Genomic DNA, 19,121 nt, shown 5'->3' on the forward strand with positions numbered 1-19,121 from the left:
CTAGCCCCTGAGGGTGTCCTTCCCCTTCTCCTTCGTCTGACGGGCGTTGCCCTTCCTCTTCTCGGTCTTGCCTTCGGCGGTCAGCTCCTCGTTGCCGACCGTGCGACCCACTGTTTCCTTGGCCTTGCCCTTGAGCTGTTCTTTCTTGCCCCTGACCTTCTCTTCCTTCGCCACGTCTCTCACTCCTCGCAAGGCTTGACGTCGTGGTCACTGAGCGGGTGACCCTCCGCCGCAGGGCTCAAACAGCGCTCCCAGACCTGAACCTCATGCACACAAGATGCACCTTGTGTCATCATGCGCTCCTGACTGAGATCCCGATCAGCGCGGCCCGTTCCCAGCTCGGCGACCTGGTCCGCCGCGCCGCCCACAGCCGCGAGACCATCGCCATCACCGACCACGGGCACGTGGCGGCGCTGCTCGTCTCACCGCAGGTGATAGAGGATCTCGAAGACGCCCTCGCCGTCGCGGACTATCAGCGGCGCAAGGCGGATGGGACGCTCGGCGAGGGCGGCATCCCGCACGAGGAAGTCGGACGCATGCTGGGGCTGCGCCCGTGACCTACCGCATCATCTGGGAACCGAGCGCCACGAACGCGGCCGTCCGGTTCCTCAAGGACGACCCGCCCGGGCTCGCTGCGGTCTACGAAGCAGTGGACAAACTCGCAGAGACACCGCGCCCCCTCAACTCCGTCGCCTACGGCGTCGACATCCGGCGCCTGCGCGTGGGCGACTACCGCGTCCTGTACGTCATCGACGACGAAGTGATCCACATCCTCGTCATCCATCTGGGCCGCACGTCCGGAACGCCACAGGCTCCAGGAACTCCAACCGGTTCCCCACGGGGTCGTACGAGTAGAACCGCTTGCGCCCCGGCAGGTTCTCGTCCCAGGTGACGACCGCTCTCCGGGCCGCCAGCCGGGCGGCCCGGGGTCGGCCTGCACGGGACCCGTCTGGAACCAGCAACCCCCTCGCACGGCGAGCACCGCCGGCTTGGGAATCTCCGTCATCCCGAGAACACCCACGTAGTACGTCCGCAGCCGTTCCTCCGAGCCGGGCGGGGCCGCGAGCAGGACGTGGTCGACGGCGGTGATCATCACGCCTCCTGGTGGGCCACGGCGAAGATCCGGCGGAACGGGAAGGGCGTGCCGTGCGGGCCGGGCGGATAGGCCTCACGCAGGGCCGCCCGGTAGTCGCTCAGGAAGGCCTCCCGCGCCTCGGGGGCGTCGGCGAGTGCCGTCAGGACCGGGCGCAGCCCCGTTCCCTTCACCCAGTCCAGCACCGGATCCTCGCCGGTCAGGAGGTGGATGTACGTCGTCTCCCACACGTCCGCCGCGCAGCCCAGGTCGGTGAGCCGGGCCAGGTAGTCCTGCGGGGCGAGCACGGCGTCCTCGTGGCGCAGGGTGTCGGTGAGGCCGTAGCGGTGCGCGAGATCGCGCATCAGGCGGTGGCTGGGGGCATCGAAGTTTCCGGGGACCTGGAAGGCGAAGGTGCCACCGGGACGAAGGCCCCGCACCCAGTCCGCGAACCGCTCCACATGCCCGGGCACCCACTGCAACGTGGCATTGCTGATGATCAAGTCATGCGGCTCGCCGGGCGTCCACGTCCGTACGTCGGCGTGGGCGAAGTCGAGGCGGCCGCCGCCCGGGGTCGGCCCTTCGTGCTCGACGTGGGCCTTGTCGAGCATCTCGGCGGAGTTGTCGTAGCCGGTGATCCGGGCCGTGGGCCAGCGTCGCGCGAGCAGGGCGGTGACGTTGCCGGGGCCGCAGCCGAGGTCGGCGATGCGGGGCCGCTCGCCGGGGAGGTCGGGGACGCGGGCGAGGAGGTCGGTGAAGGGGCGGGCGCGGTGGCCGCCGTGGCGCAGGTACTGGGCCGGGTCCCAGGTGGGGGCGGTGGCAGCGGACATGGCGGGGCTCCTGTCTGTCGCTCTCCAGCCTGCCCCCGCAGATATCTTGACGTCAAGAGACTTCACGTCGACACAACCACTACACTGATCTCCATGGAGGACGAGGTCGATCGGCTGGTCGCAGCGTGGCGCCGGGAGCGCCCGGACCTCGACGTGGAACCGCTCGAGGTGCTCAGCCGGGTGAGCAGACTGGCCCGGCATCTGGACCGCGCACGGCGGCTGGCCTTCTCCGAGCACAGCCTGGAGCCCTGGGAGTTCGACGTACTGACCGCGCTCAGGCGCGCGGGGACGCCGTACCAGCTCTCCCCGGGACAGCTGCTGACGCAGACCCTGGTCACCTCGGGCACGATGACGAACCGTATCGACCGCCTGGCCAAGAAGGGCCTGGTGGAGCGCCTCCCCGACCCCAGTGACCGACGCGGCGTACTCGTCCGCCTCACGGACGAGGGCCGCGACCGCGCCGACCAGGCACTCGCCGGCCTGCTGGACCAGGAACGCGCGATCCTCGCGGAGCTGTCGCGCGCCCAGCGGGGTGAACTGGCCGGTCTGCTCAGGCAGTTGACGGCCCCGTTCGACAACATCCCCGGCTAGGCGCTCCGCTGGGCGAGCCGTGTGGGGAAAGTGCCACGCGATGCCGTCGGTTGCCTGCGGCTTCGTCGTGGCTGGTCGCGCCCACGCGGCGGTAGCCGCACATCGACACAGCCCCCCGCCCCTCAGGGGCGTTGCCGCTCACCGGCATCGGTCACGCACTGCTGCTTTCCTCCGGCAGGATCCGGTCGGCGGGCCCCAAGTCGACCGGCCCGACCCCGGCGCGGCGCGCTAGCGCCACCGCGGCCAGCGTCGAGTGGACGCCCAGTTTGCCGAGGACGTTCTGCATATGGGTGCGGACGGTGTGCGGGGAGAGATACAGGCGCTCGGCGACGGCCTTGCGCCCCAGTCCCGCCACCATGCACCGCAACACCTCCCGCTCGCGCGGCGTGAGGGACTCCACCAGCCGTTCGCTCTCGGTGCGGTGCTTGCGCGCGGCCGTCAGCTCCCGCAGTACGCCCGTGAGCAGGGCGGGCGGCAGATGCGTCTCGTCGCGCAGGACGCCACGGATGACGGTGAGCAGCCGGGACAGCGAGCAGTCCTTGGCCACCCATCCGGAGGCCCCCGCCTGCAGGGCGAGCGCGGCCCGGCGCGGATCGTCCTTCTCGGCGAGGACGACGATCCGTACGGCCGGCTGGGCGGTGCGGACGCCGGCGACGAGCGAGATGCCGTCGACGAGCCCGTCCTCGCCCACCTCCTGGACGGGAACGGCGGGCCGTATCCCCGCCACGTTGCCACCCAGGTCGGCGTCGACGAGCAGGACATCGAACCGGCGCCCCTCGGCGACCGCGCGCTCCAGGCTGCGCAGCGCGGCCGGGCCGCTGCCGGCGGCGGAGACGTCGACGTCGGGCTCGGCGGCCAGGGCGGCGGCGAGCGACTCGGCGAAGATGCGGTGGTCGTCGACGACCAGCACTCGGATGCGAACCACGAAACCCCCTTCCCCAAGCTCCCGAAGAGCCGGGGATACCCCATCGTCATGAGGACGACACCGGGAGACGAACACGGTCGCGGGTACGACGCCCGAAGCATGATGGGCCGCACGGCCGCCGCCGTGCAGAAACTGCTACCCCCACTTCGGGCGTCGAACCCGACTTGTCTCGCCCCCTGATCAGCACCGGCCCCCACCGGTGCCGTTCATCAGAGTACGGGCGGGGGGCAGGAGCGGAAGGTAATTTGCAGAACTGGTAGTCCGGCGCGTTTATGGTGAGCCGCATGTTTCGTCTGGAGACAGAAGTCGACAAATCACGGCAGCATCTGCTCCGCCGGCGGCTGCGGGAGACCAACACCGCGCTGTCCCCGATCCTGCGCGCCCTGCGCGGAACCCCAGGTGAACGCGAACTTCCGCTCCACGTCTGGGCGTTGGACGACCATGGCGCCCTGGCCGGCGGGCTGGTCGGCCACACCTGGACCACCTGGCTGCATGTCACCTACCTCTGGGTCGACGAACGCCACCGCGGGACGGGTCTCGGTTCGCATCTGCTCGCACGCGCGGAGCGCATGGCCCGCACCGAACGGCGCTGCACCGCCGTACGCGTGGAGACGTGGGACTTCCAGGCGCCGGAGTTCTACAAGAAGCAGGGGTACGACGTGGTGTGCGTGATCCCGGACTATCCACCGGGGATCACGGAGTACACGCTCACCAAACGGCTGGGGTGAACCGGGGCGGCACTCGGCGTCGTAGCGGGCGAGTGCGGCGCCCCGGACCCGGCCGGCCCGCACGCTCAGGCCACCGATCCGTCGCAGAGCTGGGACTCAGCCCCTTCTCAGACGCGCCCTGCCCTCCGCGCCATGAGCATGCTGCGGAAGCTGAACTCGAAGATCGGCGCGACGACCGGATACCAGGTACGCCGAGTGCCGGCTCCGCCTCCGACGCCGCTCGGCGGACACGTCCTGCGCTACGAGGACCTCACCGCCGACCCCGCCGCCCGACTCCGCGACATCTGCGCCTTCCTGGAGCTGGGGTAGGAGCCCGGCATGCTCGACTACGGCAGCAGCCTGCAGGGCGCTGTGCTGGGCGGCGGCTTCGGTGACTGCGCCGCCGCCCTCAGCCCCGTAGCCCTTGGGACCCTTGGGACCCTTGAGGTCAGCTCACCCGGTGCGCCCCCGCGGCCGGCACCGCCTCGAACACCCGCGGTGCCGTGAACCCGGCCGAGGCGAAGGCCTCTTCGACGGCCTTGGTGATGGTCTCGACGTCGGCCGCCTCGGCCAGCACGATCGCGGAGCCGCCGAAGCCGCCGCCGGTCATGCGGGCACCCAGCGCGCCGGTCGCGTTCGCCGTCTCGACGACCAGGTCCAGCTCCGGGCAGGAGATCCGGAAGTCGTCCCGCAGGGAGGCGTGGCCCTCGCTCAGGACCGGGCCGATCGCCCGCGTCTCGCCCGATTCCAGCAGGGCGACGACCCGCTCGACGCGCTGGTCCTCCGTGACGACATGGCGCACCAGGCGGCGCACCTCGTCGTCGTCGCCGAGCCGTGCGAGCGCCGCGTCCAGGTCGTCGTAGGCGACATCCCGGAGCGCGTCCACGCCCAGCAGCGCCGCGCCCTTCTCGCAGCCCGCGCGCCGCTTGCCGTACTCGCCCTCGCTGTGGGAGTGCTTGACCTGGGTGTCGACGACCAGCAGGCGCAGCCCCAAGGCGGCCAGGTCGAAGGGGATCTGCTTCTGGGAGAGGTCCCGGGTGTCGAGGAACAGGGCGTGGCCGGTCTCGCAGCACGCGGACGCCGTCTGGTCCATGATCCCGACCGGGGCGCCGACGTAGACGTTCTCGGCGCGCTGGCACAGGCGGGCCAACTGCCAGCCCTTCTGGCCGAGGTCGTAGAGGTCGTTGAGCGCGAGCGCGACCACGACCTCCAGTGCCGCCGACGACGACAGGCCCGCGCCCGCCGGGACCGTCGAGGCCAGGTGGATGTCGGCGCCGGTCACGGCGTGGCCGGCCTCGCGCAGCACCCAGACCACACCGGAGGGGTAGGCCGTCCAGGCCTTGTCCGACTCGGGCACCAGGTCGTCGACGCGCAGTTCCACGACGTCGCCCTCGACGTCCGCCGAGTGCAGGCGCAGGACACCGTCGTCACGCCGGGAGACCGCCGCGACCGCGGTGTGCGGGAGCGCGAACGGCATGGGCCCACACCCCTTCCGGCTCGGCCCCGTACAGCTCCTTGAACCGCTCGGCGACCGCGGCTGCCGTCTCGACGCTCATCCCCTGACCCTGACCTTCCCTGCTGAACCGGCCGAAGCGGCCGGTGAGTTGACCGGCCGAACAGCCGTGGTACTTACGGCCGTGAGTACCGGCCGTAGAACTTACTTGCCGCGGCGCTGCGCGAACTCCCACGCGTCCGCGACGATCCCCGCGAGGTCCGCGCGGGACGGGTTCCAGCCGAGCCGCCGGCGGGCGGTGTCGGCGGAGGCGACCAGGACCGCGGGGTCACCGCCGCGGCGCGGGGCCACGACCTCGGGGATCGGGTGCCCGGTGACCTGGCGGACGGTCTCGATGACCTCGCGGACGGAGAAGCCGTTGCCGTTGCCGAGGTTGCAGATGAGGTGCTCGCCCGGCTGGGCGGCCTTGACCGCCAGCAGGTGGGCCTCGGCCAGGTCGGCGACGTGGATGTAGTCGCGCACGCAGGTGCCGTCCGGCGTCGGGTAGTCGTCGCCGAAGACGGAGATCGCGTCGCGCCTGCCCTGGGCGACCTGGAGGACGAGCGGGATGAGGTGCGACTCGGGGTCGTGGCGCTCGCCGCAGTCGCCGTAGGCGCCGGCGACGTTGAAGTAGCGCAGGCTGACCGCGCCCAGGCCGTGGGCCGCCGCCTCCCCGGTGATCATGTGGTCGACGGCCAGCTTGGAGGCGCCGTACGGGTTGGTCGGCTGGGTGGGCGCCGACTCGACGATCGGTACCTGGCTCGGCTCGCCGTACGTGGCGGCCGTGGAGGAGAAGACGAGCTTGCGCACGCCCGCCTCGCGCATGGCGCCGAGGAGGGCCATGGTGCCGCCGACGTTGTTGTCCCAGTACTTCTCCGGCTTCACCACCGACTCGCCGACCTGCGAGAACGCGGCGAAGTGCAGCACCGCGTCGAAGGAGGAGTCCAGCCACTTGGCGGCGTCGCGGATGTCGCCCTCGACGAAGGACGCCCCGGCCGGCACACCCTCGCGGAAGCCGGTCGAGAGGTTGTCGAGGACGACGACCTCGTCACCCGCCTCCAGCAGATGCTGGGCGACCACGCTGCCCACGTAGCCGGCGCCGCCGGTGACCAGGTACTTCCCACTCATGAACTCGCTACCTCTCGCAGTCGCTCGGCCGCGGCCTCCGGCCGGATGTCGTTGATGAACACGTTCATGCCGGACTCGGAACCCGCGAGGAACTTCAGCTTGCCGGAAGTGCGGCGAATGGTGAAAAGCTCAAGGTGAAGCGCGAAGTCTTCCCGCACGACGCCCTCGAAGTCCTCCAGCTGACCGAACGGCGCCTGGTGCCAGGCGGCGATGTACGGCGTCGGAGGCTCATCCGCACCTTCCTTCCCTCCACCCGGCCCATCGAAGATCCGGTCGAAGCGCCTCAAGAGTTCCAGATACACCTTGGGGAACTCTGTGCGCGCCTCCTCGTCCAGGGCGAGCAGATCGGGCACGCGGCGCTTCGGGTACAGGTGGACCTCGTACGGCCAGTGCGCGGCGTAGGGCACGAAGGCCACCCAGTGTTCACTCTCCAGGACGACCCGCTCGTCGGCGAGTTCACGCTCCAGGACGGCGTCGAAGAGGTTCTCCCCGCCGGTGGCGTCCTTGTGGGCGGCGAGGGAGCGCAGCATCAGGGCGGTGCGCGGGGTGGTGAAGGGGTAGGCGTAGATCTGCCCGTGCGGATGGCCGAGGGTGACACCGATCTCGGCGCCGCGGTTCTCGAAGCAGAACACCTGCTCCACGGAGGGCAGCGATGACAGCTCGGAGGTCCGGTCGGTCCAGGCGTCGAGGACGAGCCGCGCCTGCTCCTCGGTCAGGTCGGCGAAGGACGCGTCGTGGTCGGAGGTGAAGCAGACGACCTCGCAGCGCCCGGAGTCGCCGGCGAGCGAGGGGAAACGGTTCTCGAACACGACGACGTCGTACGAGGAGTCCGGGATCTCGCTCAGCCGGTCGCCCTCCGACGGGCACAGCGGGCACTCGTCGGCCGGGGGGTGGTACGTCCGCCCCTGCCGGTGCGAGGCGATGGCGACCTCGTCACCGAGCAGCACGTCGTGACGGACCTCGGACGTCGTGACGGTGCGGTCCAGGGGACGGCGGTCGACCGCGTCCCGCACGGTGTCGTCGCGCAGGTCGTAGTAGATGAGCTCACGACCGTCGGCCAGCTGGGTCGAGGTCTTCTTCACGCCGGACTCCCTATTAGGGCCACTCAACCACTCAACAGAACTAAACACATCGAAACACAACTCACCACCAGCGTCAACATCACAATCAAACAAAGAGCATCACCATACGTGTTCAATTACTGAACACAGGGGCATAGGTTCCGCTCTGTATCGGTTCGCACAACGAAGCGAGTACATATGCAAACCCCCACAGAATCCCCCACGTACCTCGCCGCCGAGCTACGGCTCCCCACGAACTGGCTCGACTACCTGATCCTCGGCATCTACTTCGTCGTCGTGCTGGGCATCGGGTTCGCCGCCCGCCGCTCGGTGAAGACCAGCCTCGACTTCTTCCTCTCGGGCCGCTCCCTGCCCGCCTGGGTCACCGGCCTCGCCTTCATCTCCGCCAACCTGGCCGCCACCGAGATCCTCGGCATGGCCGCCAACAGCGCGCAGTACGGTGCCTACACCGTGCACTGGTACTGGATCGGCGCCATCCCGGCCATGGTCTTCCTGGGCCTGGTGATGATGCCCTTCTACTACGGAAGCAAGGTCCGCTCGGTCCCCGAGTTCCTGCTCCTGCGTTTCGACAAGGGCGCGCACCTGCTCAGTTCGGTCCTGTTCGCCTTCGCCGCGATCCTGATCGCCGGCGTGAACCTGTACGCCCTGGCGATCGTGGTCGAGGCCCTGCTGGGCTGGCCGCAGTGGGTGGCCATCGTCGTCGCCGGCTTCTTCGTCCTCGCCTACATCACCCTCGGCGGCCTGTCGTCGGCGATCTACAACGAGGTCCTGCAGTTCTTCGTGATCCTGGCCGCGCTGATCCCGATCACCGTGCTGGCGCTGAAGAAGGTGGGCGGCTGGGACGGCCTGACGGACTCCCTGACGAAGACCCACGGCGACGACTTCGTCACGGCATGGGGCGGGACGGGCATCGGCGAGGCGAACCCACTGGGCGCGAACTGGCTGACGATCGTGCTGGGCCTCGGCTTCGTGCTCTCCTTCGGCTACTGGACGACGAACTTCGCCGAGGTCCAGCGAGCCCTCTCCGCGAAGAACCTCTCGGCGGCCCAGCGCACCCCACTGATCGCGGCCTTCCCGAAGATCTTCATCGTGTTCCTGGTGATGATCCCGGGCCTCGCCGCCGCGGTCCTGGTCCCGAAGATCGGCACATCCGGCTCCGACCTCCAGTACAACGACGCGATCCCGTACCTGATGGAACAGCTCCTGCCGAACGGCGTCCTGGGCATCGCGGTGACGGGCCTGCTGGCGGCGTTCATGGCGGGCATGGCGGCGAACGTGTCGTCCTTCAACACCGTGTTCACGACGGACATCTGGGCGAAGTACGTGGTGAGGGACCGCGAGGACGCCTACTACGTCCGCTTCGGCCGTCTGATCACGGCGATCGGCGTCCTGGCGTCCATCGGCACAGCGTTCCTGGCCTCGTCCTTCTCCAACATCATGAGCTACCTCCAGACCCTCTTCTCCTTCTTCAACGTCCCGATGTTCGTGGTCTTCATCGTCGGCATGTTCTGGAAGCGGGCGTCGATGAAGTCGGGCTTCTGGGGTCTGCTGGCAGGCACCACAGCAGCAATGATCAACTACTTCGTCTTCTACAAGCAGGACGTCATCTCCATCCCCTCCGACCAGGGCGCCAACTTCGTCTCCGCCATCGCGGGCTTCGTGGCGGGTGCGGTCGTGATGGTGGCCGTCTCCCTCTTCACCGCGCCCAAGCCGACGGAGGAACTCCAGGGCCTGGTCTACGGCACCCGGTCCCCCGGCACGGCCGAGCCGGCCGCGCCGGGCGACGAGGCGTGGTACCGCAAGCCGGCGCTGCTGGGGTGGGGTGCGGTGGTGCTGGCGGCCGTCTGCTACATCCCGTTCTCCTTCTGACGATCGGAGGTTGAGAGACCATGAGCGAGCATCCCGAGCACCCTGAACCCTCCCGGCGCCCCGGACACGCCGCGTACTCCGAGAAGGACGTCCTGCGCGAAGTCACCGAACTGGAGGGGAAGTCCGCGACAGCGGCCCGCCTCTTCGACATCCGGCGCATCATCGGCGGCCTCTTCGTGATCTACGGCGTCATCGTCACGATCGCGGGGCTCACCGACGACGACGCCGCGATCGACAAGGCCGAGGGCGTCAACATCAACCTCTGGACCGGGCTGGGCATGCTGCTTCTCGGCCTGTTCTTCCTGGCGTGGCTGAAGCTGAGGCCGATTGCTCCGCCGCCGGACGTGGTGGAGGACGACTCGAAGGAGTGACGCCCGGCGGGGGCAACCCTCGGGCTTCTCGCCCCCGCCGCCCCTACCCGTCCCATCCCCAGGGGCTGCCGCCCCTTCGACCCCGCCAGAGGGCTGCCGCCCCCTGGACCCCCACTTCGGCCCTGAACGGGCCTCGTCCTCAAACGCCCCCAGAGGGGGCACCCCCAGACGGGCTGGGATGCCTGGGCCGGCGTCGAGAGGTGACGTCCCCTACGGGTGGGTGGGGGCCAGGACGCGCGGCCTTGTCCTCGAACGCCGGACCGGCTCGATGCCTGAACCGGCGTCAAGAGGTCAAGCCCCCTACGGATGGCGTGGCCTCGGCCTCGAGCGCCGGGCGGGCTGGATGACGGGGACCGGCGTTTGAGAAAGGGCACCCCCGCGGCGCCGCAGTCGCCCACGGCGGGAAGGGGACGTGTCGGGGGGTGTCCGCCCGCAGCGGCCGGCGTCAACACACGGCACGCTTCTCAGCGACGGCAACCGCCGGACCGAGGACGGACACCCCCCGACACGGCCCCGACCCACCCACCAAACGGCAGGCGCCACGCGAACCCCCACCCATCAGCAACAGGCCGCCGCAGGCACCCCCGCCCAACCGCCGGAGGCAGAGGCAACCGTCAGGACCCAGCCCCCGCCCCACCCTCCGGCAACGACTGCACCACCGGCCCCGCCCGGTCCAGCAACCCAGTCCGCGCCGCCAAGGCCGCCGCCTCCAGACGCGAGCCCACGCCCAGCTTCATCAGCACCCGCTGCACATGGGTGCGAGCCGTCGAAGGCGCGATGCCCATGCCCGCCGCGATCAGTCGGGTGTCCTCGCCATCGGCGACACGCACCAGGACCTCGACCTCCCGGGGGGTGAGCATCTGCAGCAACCTCTGCCCCTCGTCGTCCGGTTGAGCCACCGGATTGAGCAACTCGCTGAACGCGCCCTGCAGAAGCTGCGGCGCCACCGCCGCCTCCCCCGCCCGCGCCTTCATGATCGCCCGCTCGACGCCCTCGATGCGCTCGTCATGCCGTACGTAACCCGAGGCCCCCGCCGCGAACGCCGCCGCTATCCCGCGCGGGCTCGGCACCGGCCCCAGCACCAGCACCGCCACCTGCGGACGCTCCCGCTTGATCTTCACCACCGGGTCGAACATGCCGGGCTCCGCCGGCGTCGCCGTACCCAGCAGGCACACCTCCGGCGCCCGCGTGATCACCAGCTCCGCCGCCCCCGCGGCCGGAGCCGCCGCGGCCAGCACCCGGTGCCCCCGCAGTTTCAGTGCCGAGGCCAACGCCTCGGCGAGCAATCGGTGGTCGTCGACCACCATGAGCCGCACTCCCATCGAGCAACCCCCCAGTCCCCCCAATGGATCCCCATCAACGCCCAGCCCCGGACCGGCTGCGCCAGTCCGGATGACTCACTATGGATGCCCACTGGTCCGCGCGGACAGAAGCCCCCTCCCGGCTCCCCCGCCCTTCATGCCCCCGGAAGCTACACGCTTGTTCGACATTGCGCTCCCCCTACTGGTGAGAAGTGCCCCGGATCGACGTAATTTCTGGCTTTCCCCGCATTCGAGGGTGATGAGCGGTACGCGAACGGCCCCGCCCCTGAACAGGGCGGGGCCGTGCGCGTACCGCTCATCACGCCCGACAACGATCGTTCGCCGACCGGTCGTTTTCGTCAGCCGGTCGTACCGAACGCGATCACATGGGACTTGCTCGTGTCCGAACTGCTCAGCTCGCTCGCGTACATCGCGGACATGTACAGATGCCCCTGCACGTAGATGATCTCGGCGTAGTCCGGGGACATCCGGGTCTCCGCATCGCGCACCACCTGCGTGGCCGGGTTCTCCAGCAGCTTCGTCTCCTTGAAGCTGCCGCCGTCGATGCTGACGATCTGACCGCCCTTGTCGTACGGCGGACGCTTGTACGCGATCACATTGCCGCCGTCCATGCGCAGCGGCGTGATGTTGTACCCGTCGCCCGCGTCCGCCCGCTGCCCGGTCTGCTTGCCGGTGGCCAGATCGAACGAGACGATCTCGTTGGTCCGGCCGCGCTCGCCGCCGCCGGCGTGCTCCTCGGTCTGCACATAGAGCCGGTCGTTGCCCACCACGACGCCCGTGCAGGACTCGATCTTGGTGACGCCGGGGCAGCGGGCCGCGTACTGACCGCCGGGCAGGGAGATGCGGTTGCGCAGCTTGCCGGTCTTGTTGTCGATGGCGAAGGCGTCCGTGATGCCGATGGAGTCCTGGGACTCGCCGAGTTCGGCGGCCACGACGAGCGGCTCGGTGGAGATCACGCTGGCGTACTCGACGCCCTCGGTCATCTCGTACTCGGAGATCACCTTCCCGGACTGCGGGTCGATGGTCTGGATGTGCAGCTGGGGCTGGGTGTAGGAGCCGCACTTGCGGACCGCGACCAGCTTCGCGCCACCGGCGTACCCGAGGTCGTAGCAGCTGTCGTCGGCCTTCGGGACCCAGAGCGGCTTGCCGGTCCGGACGTCGAACGCGGCGCCGCCCCTGATGCCGCCGGCGGCGACCGTGCCGCCGCTGACGGTGACGTTGTCGAACTGGATCGAGTCGCCGTCGACCTCGGCGGTCTTCGTCCACAGCTTCTTGCCGGCCTCGAGGTCGAGCGCCGCGACCTGGGTGCAGCCATGCGAGGGCTTCGCCTTGGTCGGCATCGCGGGCTCGAAGGCGATGGCCGTCAGGTTGTCCTCGGTGACGTGCTCGGTCGCCAGGCAGACCGGTCCCGGCAGCGGGATCGTCCACAGCTTGGTGCCCTTGTCGGGGTCGTAGCCCACGATCTGGGCGACGCCGCTCTTGACGTACGCCTTGTCGGTCAGCCACGAGCCGGACACGGTGACGCTGGTCTTGTCGTCGACATCGGGCGGCGGGACCCGGAAGAGGACCTTGGAGGCGGGGTCGGCGGGCACCTTCTCCGTGCCGTCGGGGAAGTCGCCGCCGTCGGCGCCGTCTTCCCCGCCGCCGGTGCCGCCGCTGGAGCTGGCGGTGTTGTCGGTGCCGCCCTTGTCACCGGACTTGGCGTACCACACGCCACCTCCGATGATCAGCGCGATCACCACGACGGCCGCCGCCACGATGACGGCCACCTGCGCGTTGAGCTTCGAGCCACCGCCCGGCGCGGCGGGCTGGGGGTACTGCGGCGTGGCCGCCTGCTGATAGCCGTAGCCGTAGCCGGGCTGCTGTTGCCCGTGCTGGTTCTGCTGCTGCCCGTCGTACGGGTTCGGCGGCTGGCCGTACGGATTCTGCGGCTGACCGTATGCGGCGGGCTGCTGGCCGGGATAGCCGTACCCGGCCGGAGGGGTCTGCGGGGCTCCCTGGGGCGCCTGGGGTGCTTGGGGTGCTTGGGGTGCCTGGGGATAGCCGTACGCGGGCTGCGGCGGCTGCTGCGGCGCCGGCGGTGTCTGAGGTGCCTGCCCGGGCGGCTGCGGCGGCTGCTGCGGTGGCTGCGGCGCGCCGAACCCTCCCCCCGGCGGGGGCTGGTGGGGCGGTGGAGGCGGCTGGGTCATGGCGTGGGTACCTCAGGGGAGGGGGACGGCGGACGCGTGGGGAGTGGGGAAGGGGAGAGCGGACGCACGCCTCACTTGCCGTAGACGAGCATCAGCTTCTCCTTCGCCTGGTCGTTGCCGCTCAGCCGGGTGCTGGAGAGATACAGACGCCCGTCGGCCCAGTCGAAGTCCTTCGAGAAGAAGCCGTTCTCGACGCTCGCGGCGCTCGCCGGGTTCTGCAGCAGCGTCGTCGGCTTGGGGTTGCTGCCGCCGACCGGGATGGACACGACCCGGCCGCCCGCGTCGTACGACGGCTCGACGTAGGCGATGAGCTTGCCGTCCTCGACCTTGATCGGCAGCATCGACTCGTCCACCGGGGACTTGACGCGCCACTTCTGCTTGCCGTTGGCGAGGTTGATCGCGACGATCTCGTTGGCGCCGGTCGTCGCCTTGGTCGGCATGTAGAGCGTGTCGGCGTCGGCGGCCACACCGGTGCAGCCCTGGAGGTCACGCTGGAGGATGGCCCAGCCGCACTGGGCGCCGATCTCCAGGGAGACCTGGACCTGCGAGCGGCGCTTGCCGTCGGCGCCGAGGGTGGAGATGTTCCACTGCTTCTTGTCCTCGTTGGTGCTGTAGATGACCAGCGGGTCGAGGGAGAAGAAGCGCGCGACCTTCCAGCCCTTGTCGAACTGCCAGGTCCACTTGGCCTTGCCGGTCGCGGGGTCGAGCTGCTGCACCTCGTCGTGCTCGTTGGTGCCGGTGGCGTCACAGCTCGCCACGGCGATCAGCTTCTCGCCGCCCGCGAACGCGTCCGGGAAGCACTTGTCGCCGAACCGCGTCTTGTCCCACAGCTTCTCGCCGCTGTCGATGTCGTACGCCGTGCCGGACTGCGAGCGACCGACCATCAACGTCTTGCCGGTGATGGACAGTTCGACGTCGAGCGTGCTGTCGAACAGCGCGCCGTTGGCGACCGAGCCCTTCCAGCCCTTGGCGCCGGTGCCGAGGTCGATCTGCTGGAGCTGGTTGCACTTGGCGCGGTCGCTGCTGCCGCTCATGTACGCCACGACGATCTTGTCGTCGGCCGACTTCTGCGGGGTGACCGCACAGATCTTCTGCGGGAAGGTGATCGGGTCCCAAGCGGCCTCGCCGTCACCGAGGTTGTAGGCGAGCACCTGCTTGTACGCCGCCTTCACGGCGGCCTTGTCGGTGATCCACATGCCGGGGGCGTCGGCACCGGAGGCGGGCGCGTCGGGCGCCTGCGTGTACCAGAGCACCTTCGACTCACCGGACTGGCGGCCCGCGTTGAGGTTCTCCGGGTCGGCGCCGCCACCGCCGCTGCCGTTGCCGGAGTCGCCGGTCGGGGACCCGGAGCCCTTCGGGTCGCCGGTCGGCTGGGCGACCGGCGTCTTCGGGTCGTCGTCGCCGCCGCGGGTCACCGCGAACACGGTGCCACCGAGGACGAGCAGCACCGCGGCCACGGCACCGATGATGAGGGCGGGCTTGCCCTTGAAGGAGCTGCCCGAGCCGGGCGGGGGTGTGCCGGGGCCGCCCGGGTACTGCTGCTGGGGCGGGAAGCCGTAACCCTGGGCGGGCTGCTGGCCGTACGGGCCCGGCTGCTGCGCATAGCCGTACGGGCCCGGCTGCTGCTGCGGCTGGCCATAGGCGCCCGGCTGCCCGGGCTGGGCCGGCGGCTGCTGCGGGTAGCCGTAGCCGGGCTGGGGGGCGCCGGGCGGCGGGCCCTGCGGGGGCGGGGGCGCCTGGGGCGGGCCCTGCGGCGGGGGCGGAGTCTGCGAACCACCCGACTGCGGGGGCTGCGGCGCTCCGAAGCCACCCTGCCGCGGATCCTGCGGTACGCCGAAACCGCCCTGCGGCGGCTGGTTGGGCGGCTGGCTCATGCGCGGTTCCCCCTTGTGACCGGTGTGGTGCCACGTCCTGTGCCGTCGCGTTTCCGCCACACCAGCGTTTCTCAGACTGTCTTCAGACGGCTCTTTCTATCACCCGCCACCGACAGCGCACCGGCCCGTCTCAGCCCCTGTTCCCAAGGGAGAACCGCCCCGTGATGCCCCCGTTATCCGCCTTCACGGCCTGTACACACAGCGCACGGAGGCACCCCGAAGGGGCGCGGGGCCGCATTGAACATACGGTTCCGCCGCGCGGGCGCGACCAGCCACGGCGGGCCCGCGGCCAGACGACGACACTTCGCGGCACCCCACACCCCCCAGCGGAGCGCCTACGCCTCGTCGGCGAGTTCCAGCCAGCGCACCTCGAGCTCATCCCGCTGACCCGCCAAGTCGCGCAGTTCGGCGTCGAGTTCGGCGACCTTCGCGAAGTCGGTGGCGTGCTCGGCGATCTGGGCGTGCAGCTTGGTCTCCCGCTCGGAGAGCTTGTCGAGCTGCCGCTCGATCTTCTGCAACTCCTTCTTGGCGGCGCGCAGATCGGCGGCGCTCTTCTCCGGTACGGCCTTCTCGGCGGCCGGGACGGAAGCCGTGGCGGCGACCTGCGCCTCCATGCGGTGGCGCCGCTCCAGGTACTCGTCGATGCCGCGCGGCAGCATCCGCAGGCTGTGGTCGCCGAGCAGGGCGAACACCCGGTCCGTGGTCCGCTCGACGAAGAACCGGTCGTGGGAGATGACGATCATCGAGCCCGGCCAGCCGTCGAGGACGTCCTCGAGCTGGGTGAGGGTCTCGATGTCGAGGTCGTTGGTGGGCTCGTCGAGGAAGAGGACGTTGGGCTCGTCCATCAGGAGACGCAGGAGTTGGAGCCTGCGCCGCTCACCACCCGACAGGTCCCCGACCGGCGTCCACTGCTTCTCCTTGCTGAAGCCGAACGTCTCGCACAGCTGCCCGGCGGTCATCTCGCGCCCCTTGCCGAGGTCCACGCGCTCGCGTACCTGCTGAACGGCTTCCAGCACACGCAGGTTGGGGTTCAGCTCGGAGACTTCCTGGGACAGATAGGCGAGTTTGACGGTCTTTCCGACGGCGACCCTGCCACCGGCCGGCTGTGTCTCGCCGTCCGTCCGCGCCGCCTCGGCCATCGCGCGCAGGAGGGAGGTCTTGCCCGCGCCGTTGACGCCGACGAGGCCGATGCGGTCGCCGGGACCGAGCTGCCACGTCACATGCTTGAGCAGCACCTTGGGGCCGGCCTGGATGGTCACGTCCTCCAGGTCGAAGACGGTCTTCCCGAGCCGGGACGAGGCGAACTTCATCAGCTCGCTGCTGTCCCGGGGCGGCGGTACGTCCTTGATGAGCTCGTTGGCGGCCTCGACCCGGAAGCGCGGCTTGGAGGTGCGCGCGGGGGCGCCGCGCCGCAGCCAGGCCAGCTCCTTGCGGACCAGGTTCTGCCGCTTGACCTCCTCGGTGGCGGCGATGCGCTCGCGCTCGGCGCGGGCGAAGACGTAGTCGGAGTAGCCGCCCTCGTACTCGTAGACCGAACCGCGCTGCACGTCCCACATGCGCGTGCAGACCTGGTCGAGGAACCACCGGTCGTGGGTGACGCACACCAGCCCCGAGCGCCGCTCGCGCAGGTGCTGGGCGAGCCAGGCGATGCCCTCGACGTCGAGGTGGTTGGTGGGCTCGTCGAGGACGATCAGGTCCTGCTCCTCGATGAGCAGCTTGGCGAGCGCGATCCGCCGCCGCTCGCCACCGGAGAGGGGGCCGATGACGGTGTCGAGGCCCTGCGGGAAGCCGGGGAGGTCGAGGCCGCCGAAGAGGCCGGTGAGTACGTCCCTGACCTTGGCGTTTCCGGCCCACTCGTGGTCGGCCATGTCCCGGATGACCTCGTGCCGGACGGTCGCCGCGGGGTCGAGCGAGTCGTGCTGGGTGAGCACGCCGAGGCGCAGCCCGCCGGAGTGGGTGACCCGGCCGGTGTCGGCCTCCTCCAGCTTGGCGAGCATGCGGATCAGGGTCGTCTTGCCGTCGCCGTTGCGACCCACGACACCGATGCGATCGCCCTCGGAGACGCCGAGCGAGACACCGTCGAGCAGGGCACGGGTGCCGTACACCTTGCTGACGTTCTCGACATTGACCAGATTGACGGCCATTTCTCTCCTGCCCAGGGGGATCGATCGACCCTCCAGGGTAGTCCGGGCACCGACACCTCCTCGATCCGCGTCGGCACCGGCCCTCTCACCCGTACTTACTCGCGCGTAGGGATGCCCCTGATTGACGTGACCTCTTCAAAAACGTCACCGTGCCCCGCCGCAGACGCATCGCCCTCGCCGCGCAACAGCAGTTCCTCCGACTCGGCGGACAACGTCGACAGGACAGCCGTGCGCCCCGGGGGTCCCGTCCCCGGGGCGCATCACCGTGCCCGGGTCAGCGGCGGGCGGCCGCCGCGCGGACCTCGGCGAGGAGGCCGTACATGATGTTGCCGGGGCACTCGGTGGAGAAGTAGTCGCGGTGACCGCCGATCACGTTGGTGTCCTTCTTCGTACCGTTGACCGGGTTGACGTACGTCACCTGCGCCTGCGGGTCCAGGCCCTTGAAGCGGGAGATCACCTTGATCAGTCGGATCAGGGAGGCCTTGGCCGCCTCCGTGGGGCCCTGCTCCTGGAGGGTGCCGATCAGGGCGATGCCGAGGGCGCCGGAGTTGTAGCCCACGGAGTGGAAGCCGGTGACGAGGTCGCCGTCCTGGTTGAAGGCGGGGATGCCGTCGTCGCCGGAGTAGCGGCCCTCGTAGACATTGCCCGCCTCGTCGATGAGGAAGTGGTAGCCGATGTCGCCCCAGTCATTGGTGATCGCGTGCATCTCGTAGATCGCACGCACCGTCGCGGCCGGGTCGGGATCGTCGTTCGGCGTCGCCGTGTGGTGGACCGTGATGATCTGGAGCGGGTAGTACGTCTCGGGCGAGTTGACCGAGCCGTCCGGCTTGAACCGCTTGGACTCGTCGGCGCCCCAGGCCGGCCGCGAGAGGTAGCGCACGCCACGCACGCGCGTGGGCTCGCTCGGCACATGGAACGTGCGGTCGGGGCCGTCGGTGGTGTCGATCGCCAGCGAGTGCACGCCGTCGATGTCGCTCGACGCCTTCACCTCGTAGGCGGTGGCGTTCTGGGCGGCGACCAGGGCCGCGCCACCCTCCTCGACGATCGCGCAACCGCTCTTCAGGGGCTGCCAGTCACCGTCCGCGAGCCGGATGGCGGCGCCCTGCTTCGCGCCGGACCAGCGCACCCCGACGTAGGAGGCGGCGAAGGCGGTGGTGGCCTCACCGGTGCCGGTGGCGGCCTCGGTCCGGGTGGCGGGGAACTTCTCCGGCGTCGTACCGGAATCGCCGGAGCCGGACGCGGAGTTGTCCGTCTCGCCGGAGTCGGTGGACGCGAACACCATCGGCGTGATCGCGGCACCGGCGGCCACCGCTCCCGAGGCGGCGATCACGCCGCGCCGGGACAGGGAGCGCTTTCTACGGTGGGACGGCTGGGCGGGGGTGGGGGATTCGGACACGGACGTGTCCCCTTCCAGAAGTGCACTTGACGGGGGGTGCGCCAGGCATGCCGCGGGCAGCCCGGGCGGCCTGGCTGACGCCAGGCACTTGAAACGTCAACAGACCCTAACCGCCCCACCCGCCCCACG

The 19,121-nt window shown here is 70.0% G+C and carries 16 protein-coding genes and 3 pseudogenes; 7 read left to right on the forward strand and 12 right to left on the reverse strand.

Annotated elements, in window-relative coordinates:
• Entirely contained in the window at window positions 1-174 is a 174-nt protein-coding gene (locus ACTMVF_RS06895) for a CsbD family protein (protein WP_441270036.1), read from the reverse strand.
• 128 nt (window positions 175-302) lie between these two features.
• Here ACTMVF_RS06895 and ACTMVF_RS06900 point away from each other — a divergent pair, with 128 nt between their 5' ends.
• Together ACTMVF_RS06900 and ACTMVF_RS06905 are read left to right on the forward strand one after the other, a co-directional pair.
• Complete coding sequence (locus ACTMVF_RS06900; protein ID WP_441270150.1) at window positions 303-557, forward strand: type II toxin-antitoxin system Phd/YefM family antitoxin; 255 nt, start codon at window positions 303-305, stop codon at window positions 555-557.
• A pseudogene (locus tag ACTMVF_RS06905) lies at window positions 554-799 on the forward strand (type II toxin-antitoxin system RelE family toxin); the annotation flags it as partial. The gene ACTMVF_RS06900 and the pseudogene ACTMVF_RS06905, both read left to right, overlap by 4 nt.
• On the opposite strand, the pseudogene ACTMVF_RS06910 reads toward ACTMVF_RS06905, so the two are convergent.
• Window positions 777-1,093 (reverse strand): annotated as a pseudogene (locus ACTMVF_RS06910) (glyoxalase). The pseudogenes ACTMVF_RS06905 and ACTMVF_RS06910 sit on opposite strands and share 23 nt — an antisense overlap.
• Window positions 1,093-1,902, reverse strand: a complete 810-nt coding sequence (locus ACTMVF_RS06915) for a trans-aconitate 2-methyltransferase (RefSeq protein ID WP_441270037.1) — start codon at window positions 1,900-1,902, stop codon at window positions 1,093-1,095. Before ACTMVF_RS06915 ends, ACTMVF_RS06910 begins: the two are co-directional and overlap by 1 nt.
• Window positions 1,903-1,995: 93 nt before the next feature.
• On the opposite strand from ACTMVF_RS06915, the gene tamR reads away from it, so the two are divergent.
• The gene (gene tamR / locus ACTMVF_RS06920; protein WP_059196100.1) at window positions 1,996-2,493 is read left to right on the forward strand and encodes a MarR family transcriptional regulator TamR; all 498 of its coding nucleotides are present in this window, start codon (window positions 1,996-1,998) and stop codon (window positions 2,491-2,493) included.
• A 151-nt stretch (window positions 2,494-2,644) separates the two neighbouring features.
• Here tamR and ACTMVF_RS06925 read toward each other — a convergent pair whose 3' ends face one another.
• Window positions 2,645-3,418: a LuxR C-terminal-related transcriptional regulator gene (locus ACTMVF_RS06925; RefSeq protein WP_441270038.1), complete on the reverse strand. Its 774-nt coding sequence runs from the start codon at window positions 3,416-3,418 to the stop codon at window positions 2,645-2,647.
• A gap of 272 nt (window positions 3,419-3,690) precedes the next feature.
• Between ACTMVF_RS06925 and ACTMVF_RS06930 the strand changes: the two genes are divergently transcribed.
• Window positions 3,691-4,146: a GNAT family N-acetyltransferase gene (locus ACTMVF_RS06930; protein ID WP_441270039.1), complete on the forward strand. Its 456-nt coding sequence runs from the start codon at window positions 3,691-3,693 to the stop codon at window positions 4,144-4,146.
• A 132-nt stretch (window positions 4,147-4,278) separates the two neighbouring features.
• Window positions 4,279-4,455 carry a hypothetical protein gene (locus ACTMVF_RS06935; protein WP_441270040.1) on the forward strand — a complete coding sequence of 59 codons (177 nt, stop codon included), beginning with the start codon at window positions 4,279-4,281 and terminating at the stop codon, window positions 4,453-4,455.
• A 118-nt stretch (window positions 4,456-4,573) separates the two neighbouring features.
• Here ACTMVF_RS06935 and galK read toward each other — a convergent pair.
• The 3 genes and pseudogenes from galK to galT all read right to left on the reverse strand — a co-directional run bounded on the left by galK (window position 4,574) and on the right by galT (window position 7,827).
• A pseudogene (galK, locus tag ACTMVF_RS06940) lies at window positions 4,574-5,681 on the reverse strand (galactokinase).
• Between the two features lie 101 nt (window positions 5,682-5,782).
• Complete coding sequence (galE, locus tag ACTMVF_RS06945) at window positions 5,783-6,745, reverse strand: UDP-glucose 4-epimerase GalE (RefSeq protein WP_441270041.1); 963 nt, start codon at window positions 6,743-6,745, stop codon at window positions 5,783-5,785.
• Entirely contained in the window at window positions 6,742-7,827 is a 1,086-nt protein-coding gene (gene galT, locus ACTMVF_RS06950; protein ID WP_441270042.1) for a galactose-1-phosphate uridylyltransferase, read from the reverse strand. Before galT ends, galE begins: the two co-directional genes overlap by 4 nt.
• Window positions 7,828-8,004: 177 nt before the next feature.
• Between galT and ACTMVF_RS06955 the strand changes: the two genes are divergently transcribed.
• Complete coding sequence (locus ACTMVF_RS06955; protein ID WP_441270043.1) at window positions 8,005-9,696, forward strand: sodium:solute symporter family protein; 1,692 nt, start codon at window positions 8,005-8,007, stop codon at window positions 9,694-9,696.
• Window positions 9,697-9,716: 20 nt separating this feature from the next.
• Entirely contained in the window at window positions 9,717-10,067 is a 351-nt protein-coding gene (locus ACTMVF_RS06960; protein WP_441270044.1) for a hypothetical protein, read from the forward strand.
• A 614-nt stretch (window positions 10,068-10,681) separates the two neighbouring features.
• Here the strand turns inward: ACTMVF_RS06960 and ACTMVF_RS06965 are convergent.
• From ACTMVF_RS06965 to ACTMVF_RS06985, 5 genes are all read right to left on the reverse strand, one after another.
• Window positions 10,682-11,389: a helix-turn-helix transcriptional regulator gene (locus tag ACTMVF_RS06965; protein ID WP_441270045.1), complete on the reverse strand. Its 708-nt coding sequence runs from the start codon at window positions 11,387-11,389 to the stop codon at window positions 10,682-10,684.
• Between the two features lie 338 nt (window positions 11,390-11,727).
• On the reverse strand, window positions 11,728-13,578 hold the full coding sequence (locus ACTMVF_RS06970) for an outer membrane protein assembly factor BamB family protein (protein ID WP_441270046.1): 1,851 nt from the start codon (window positions 13,576-13,578) through the stop codon (window positions 11,728-11,730).
• A gap of 71 nt (window positions 13,579-13,649) precedes the next feature.
• Complete coding sequence (locus tag ACTMVF_RS06975; RefSeq protein ID WP_441270047.1) at window positions 13,650-15,452, reverse strand: outer membrane protein assembly factor BamB family protein; 1,803 nt, start codon at window positions 15,450-15,452, stop codon at window positions 13,650-13,652.
• 335 nt (window positions 15,453-15,787) lie between these two features.
• Window positions 15,788-17,596 carry an ABC-F family ATP-binding cassette domain-containing protein gene (locus ACTMVF_RS06980; RefSeq protein ID WP_441270048.1) on the reverse strand — a complete coding sequence of 603 codons (1,809 nt, stop codon included), beginning with the start codon at window positions 17,594-17,596 and terminating at the stop codon, window positions 15,788-15,790.
• A 274-nt stretch (window positions 17,597-17,870) separates the two neighbouring features.
• The gene (locus tag ACTMVF_RS06985) at window positions 17,871-18,992 is read right to left on the reverse strand and encodes a peptidoglycan recognition protein family protein (RefSeq protein ID WP_441270049.1); all 1,122 of its coding nucleotides are present in this window, start codon (window positions 18,990-18,992) and stop codon (window positions 17,871-17,873) included.
• Window positions 18,993-19,121: the final 129 nt, after the last annotated feature.

This window comes from Streptomyces sp. SD31 (assembly GCF_052068475.1).
Lineage (GTDB): Bacteria > Actinomycetota > Actinomycetes > Streptomycetales > Streptomycetaceae > Streptomyces.

What these genes read in the sequence shown, in the direction of transcription:
- tamR (WP_059196100.1), top strand. Translation starts at nt 1,996, where the DNA reads ATGGAGGACGAGGTCGATCGGCTGGTCGCAGCGTGGCGCCGGGAGCGC.
- ACTMVF_RS06980 (WP_441270048.1), bottom strand. Translation starts at nt 17,596, where the DNA reads ATGGCCGTCAATCTGGTCAATGTCGAGAACGTCAGCAAGGTGTACGGC.
- galE (WP_441270041.1), bottom strand. Translation starts at nt 6,745, where the DNA reads ATGAGTGGGAAGTACCTGGTCACCGGCGGCGCCGGCTACGTGGGCAGC.
- ACTMVF_RS06955 (WP_441270043.1), top strand. Translation starts at nt 8,005, where the DNA reads ATGCAAACCCCCACAGAATCCCCCACGTACCTCGCCGCCGAGCTACGG.
- ACTMVF_RS06960 (WP_441270044.1), top strand. Translation starts at nt 9,717, where the DNA reads ATGAGCGAGCATCCCGAGCACCCTGAACCCTCCCGGCGCCCCGGACAC.
- ACTMVF_RS06930 (WP_441270039.1), top strand. Translation starts at nt 3,691, where the DNA reads ATGGTGAGCCGCATGTTTCGTCTGGAGACAGAAGTCGACAAATCACGG.
- ACTMVF_RS06915 (WP_441270037.1), bottom strand. Translation starts at nt 1,902, where the DNA reads ATGTCCGCTGCCACCGCCCCCACCTGGGACCCGGCCCAGTACCTGCGC.
- ACTMVF_RS06970 (WP_441270046.1), bottom strand. Translation starts at nt 13,578, where the DNA reads ATGACCCAGCCGCCTCCACCGCCCCACCAGCCCCCGCCGGGGGGAGGG.
- ACTMVF_RS06975 (WP_441270047.1), bottom strand. Translation starts at nt 15,452, where the DNA reads ATGAGCCAGCCGCCCAACCAGCCGCCGCAGGGCGGTTTCGGCGTACCG.
- ACTMVF_RS06965 (WP_441270045.1), bottom strand. Translation starts at nt 11,389, where the DNA reads ATGGGAGTGCGGCTCATGGTGGTCGACGACCACCGATTGCTCGCCGAG.
- ACTMVF_RS06935 (WP_441270040.1), top strand. Translation starts at nt 4,279, where the DNA reads ATGAGCATGCTGCGGAAGCTGAACTCGAAGATCGGCGCGACGACCGGA.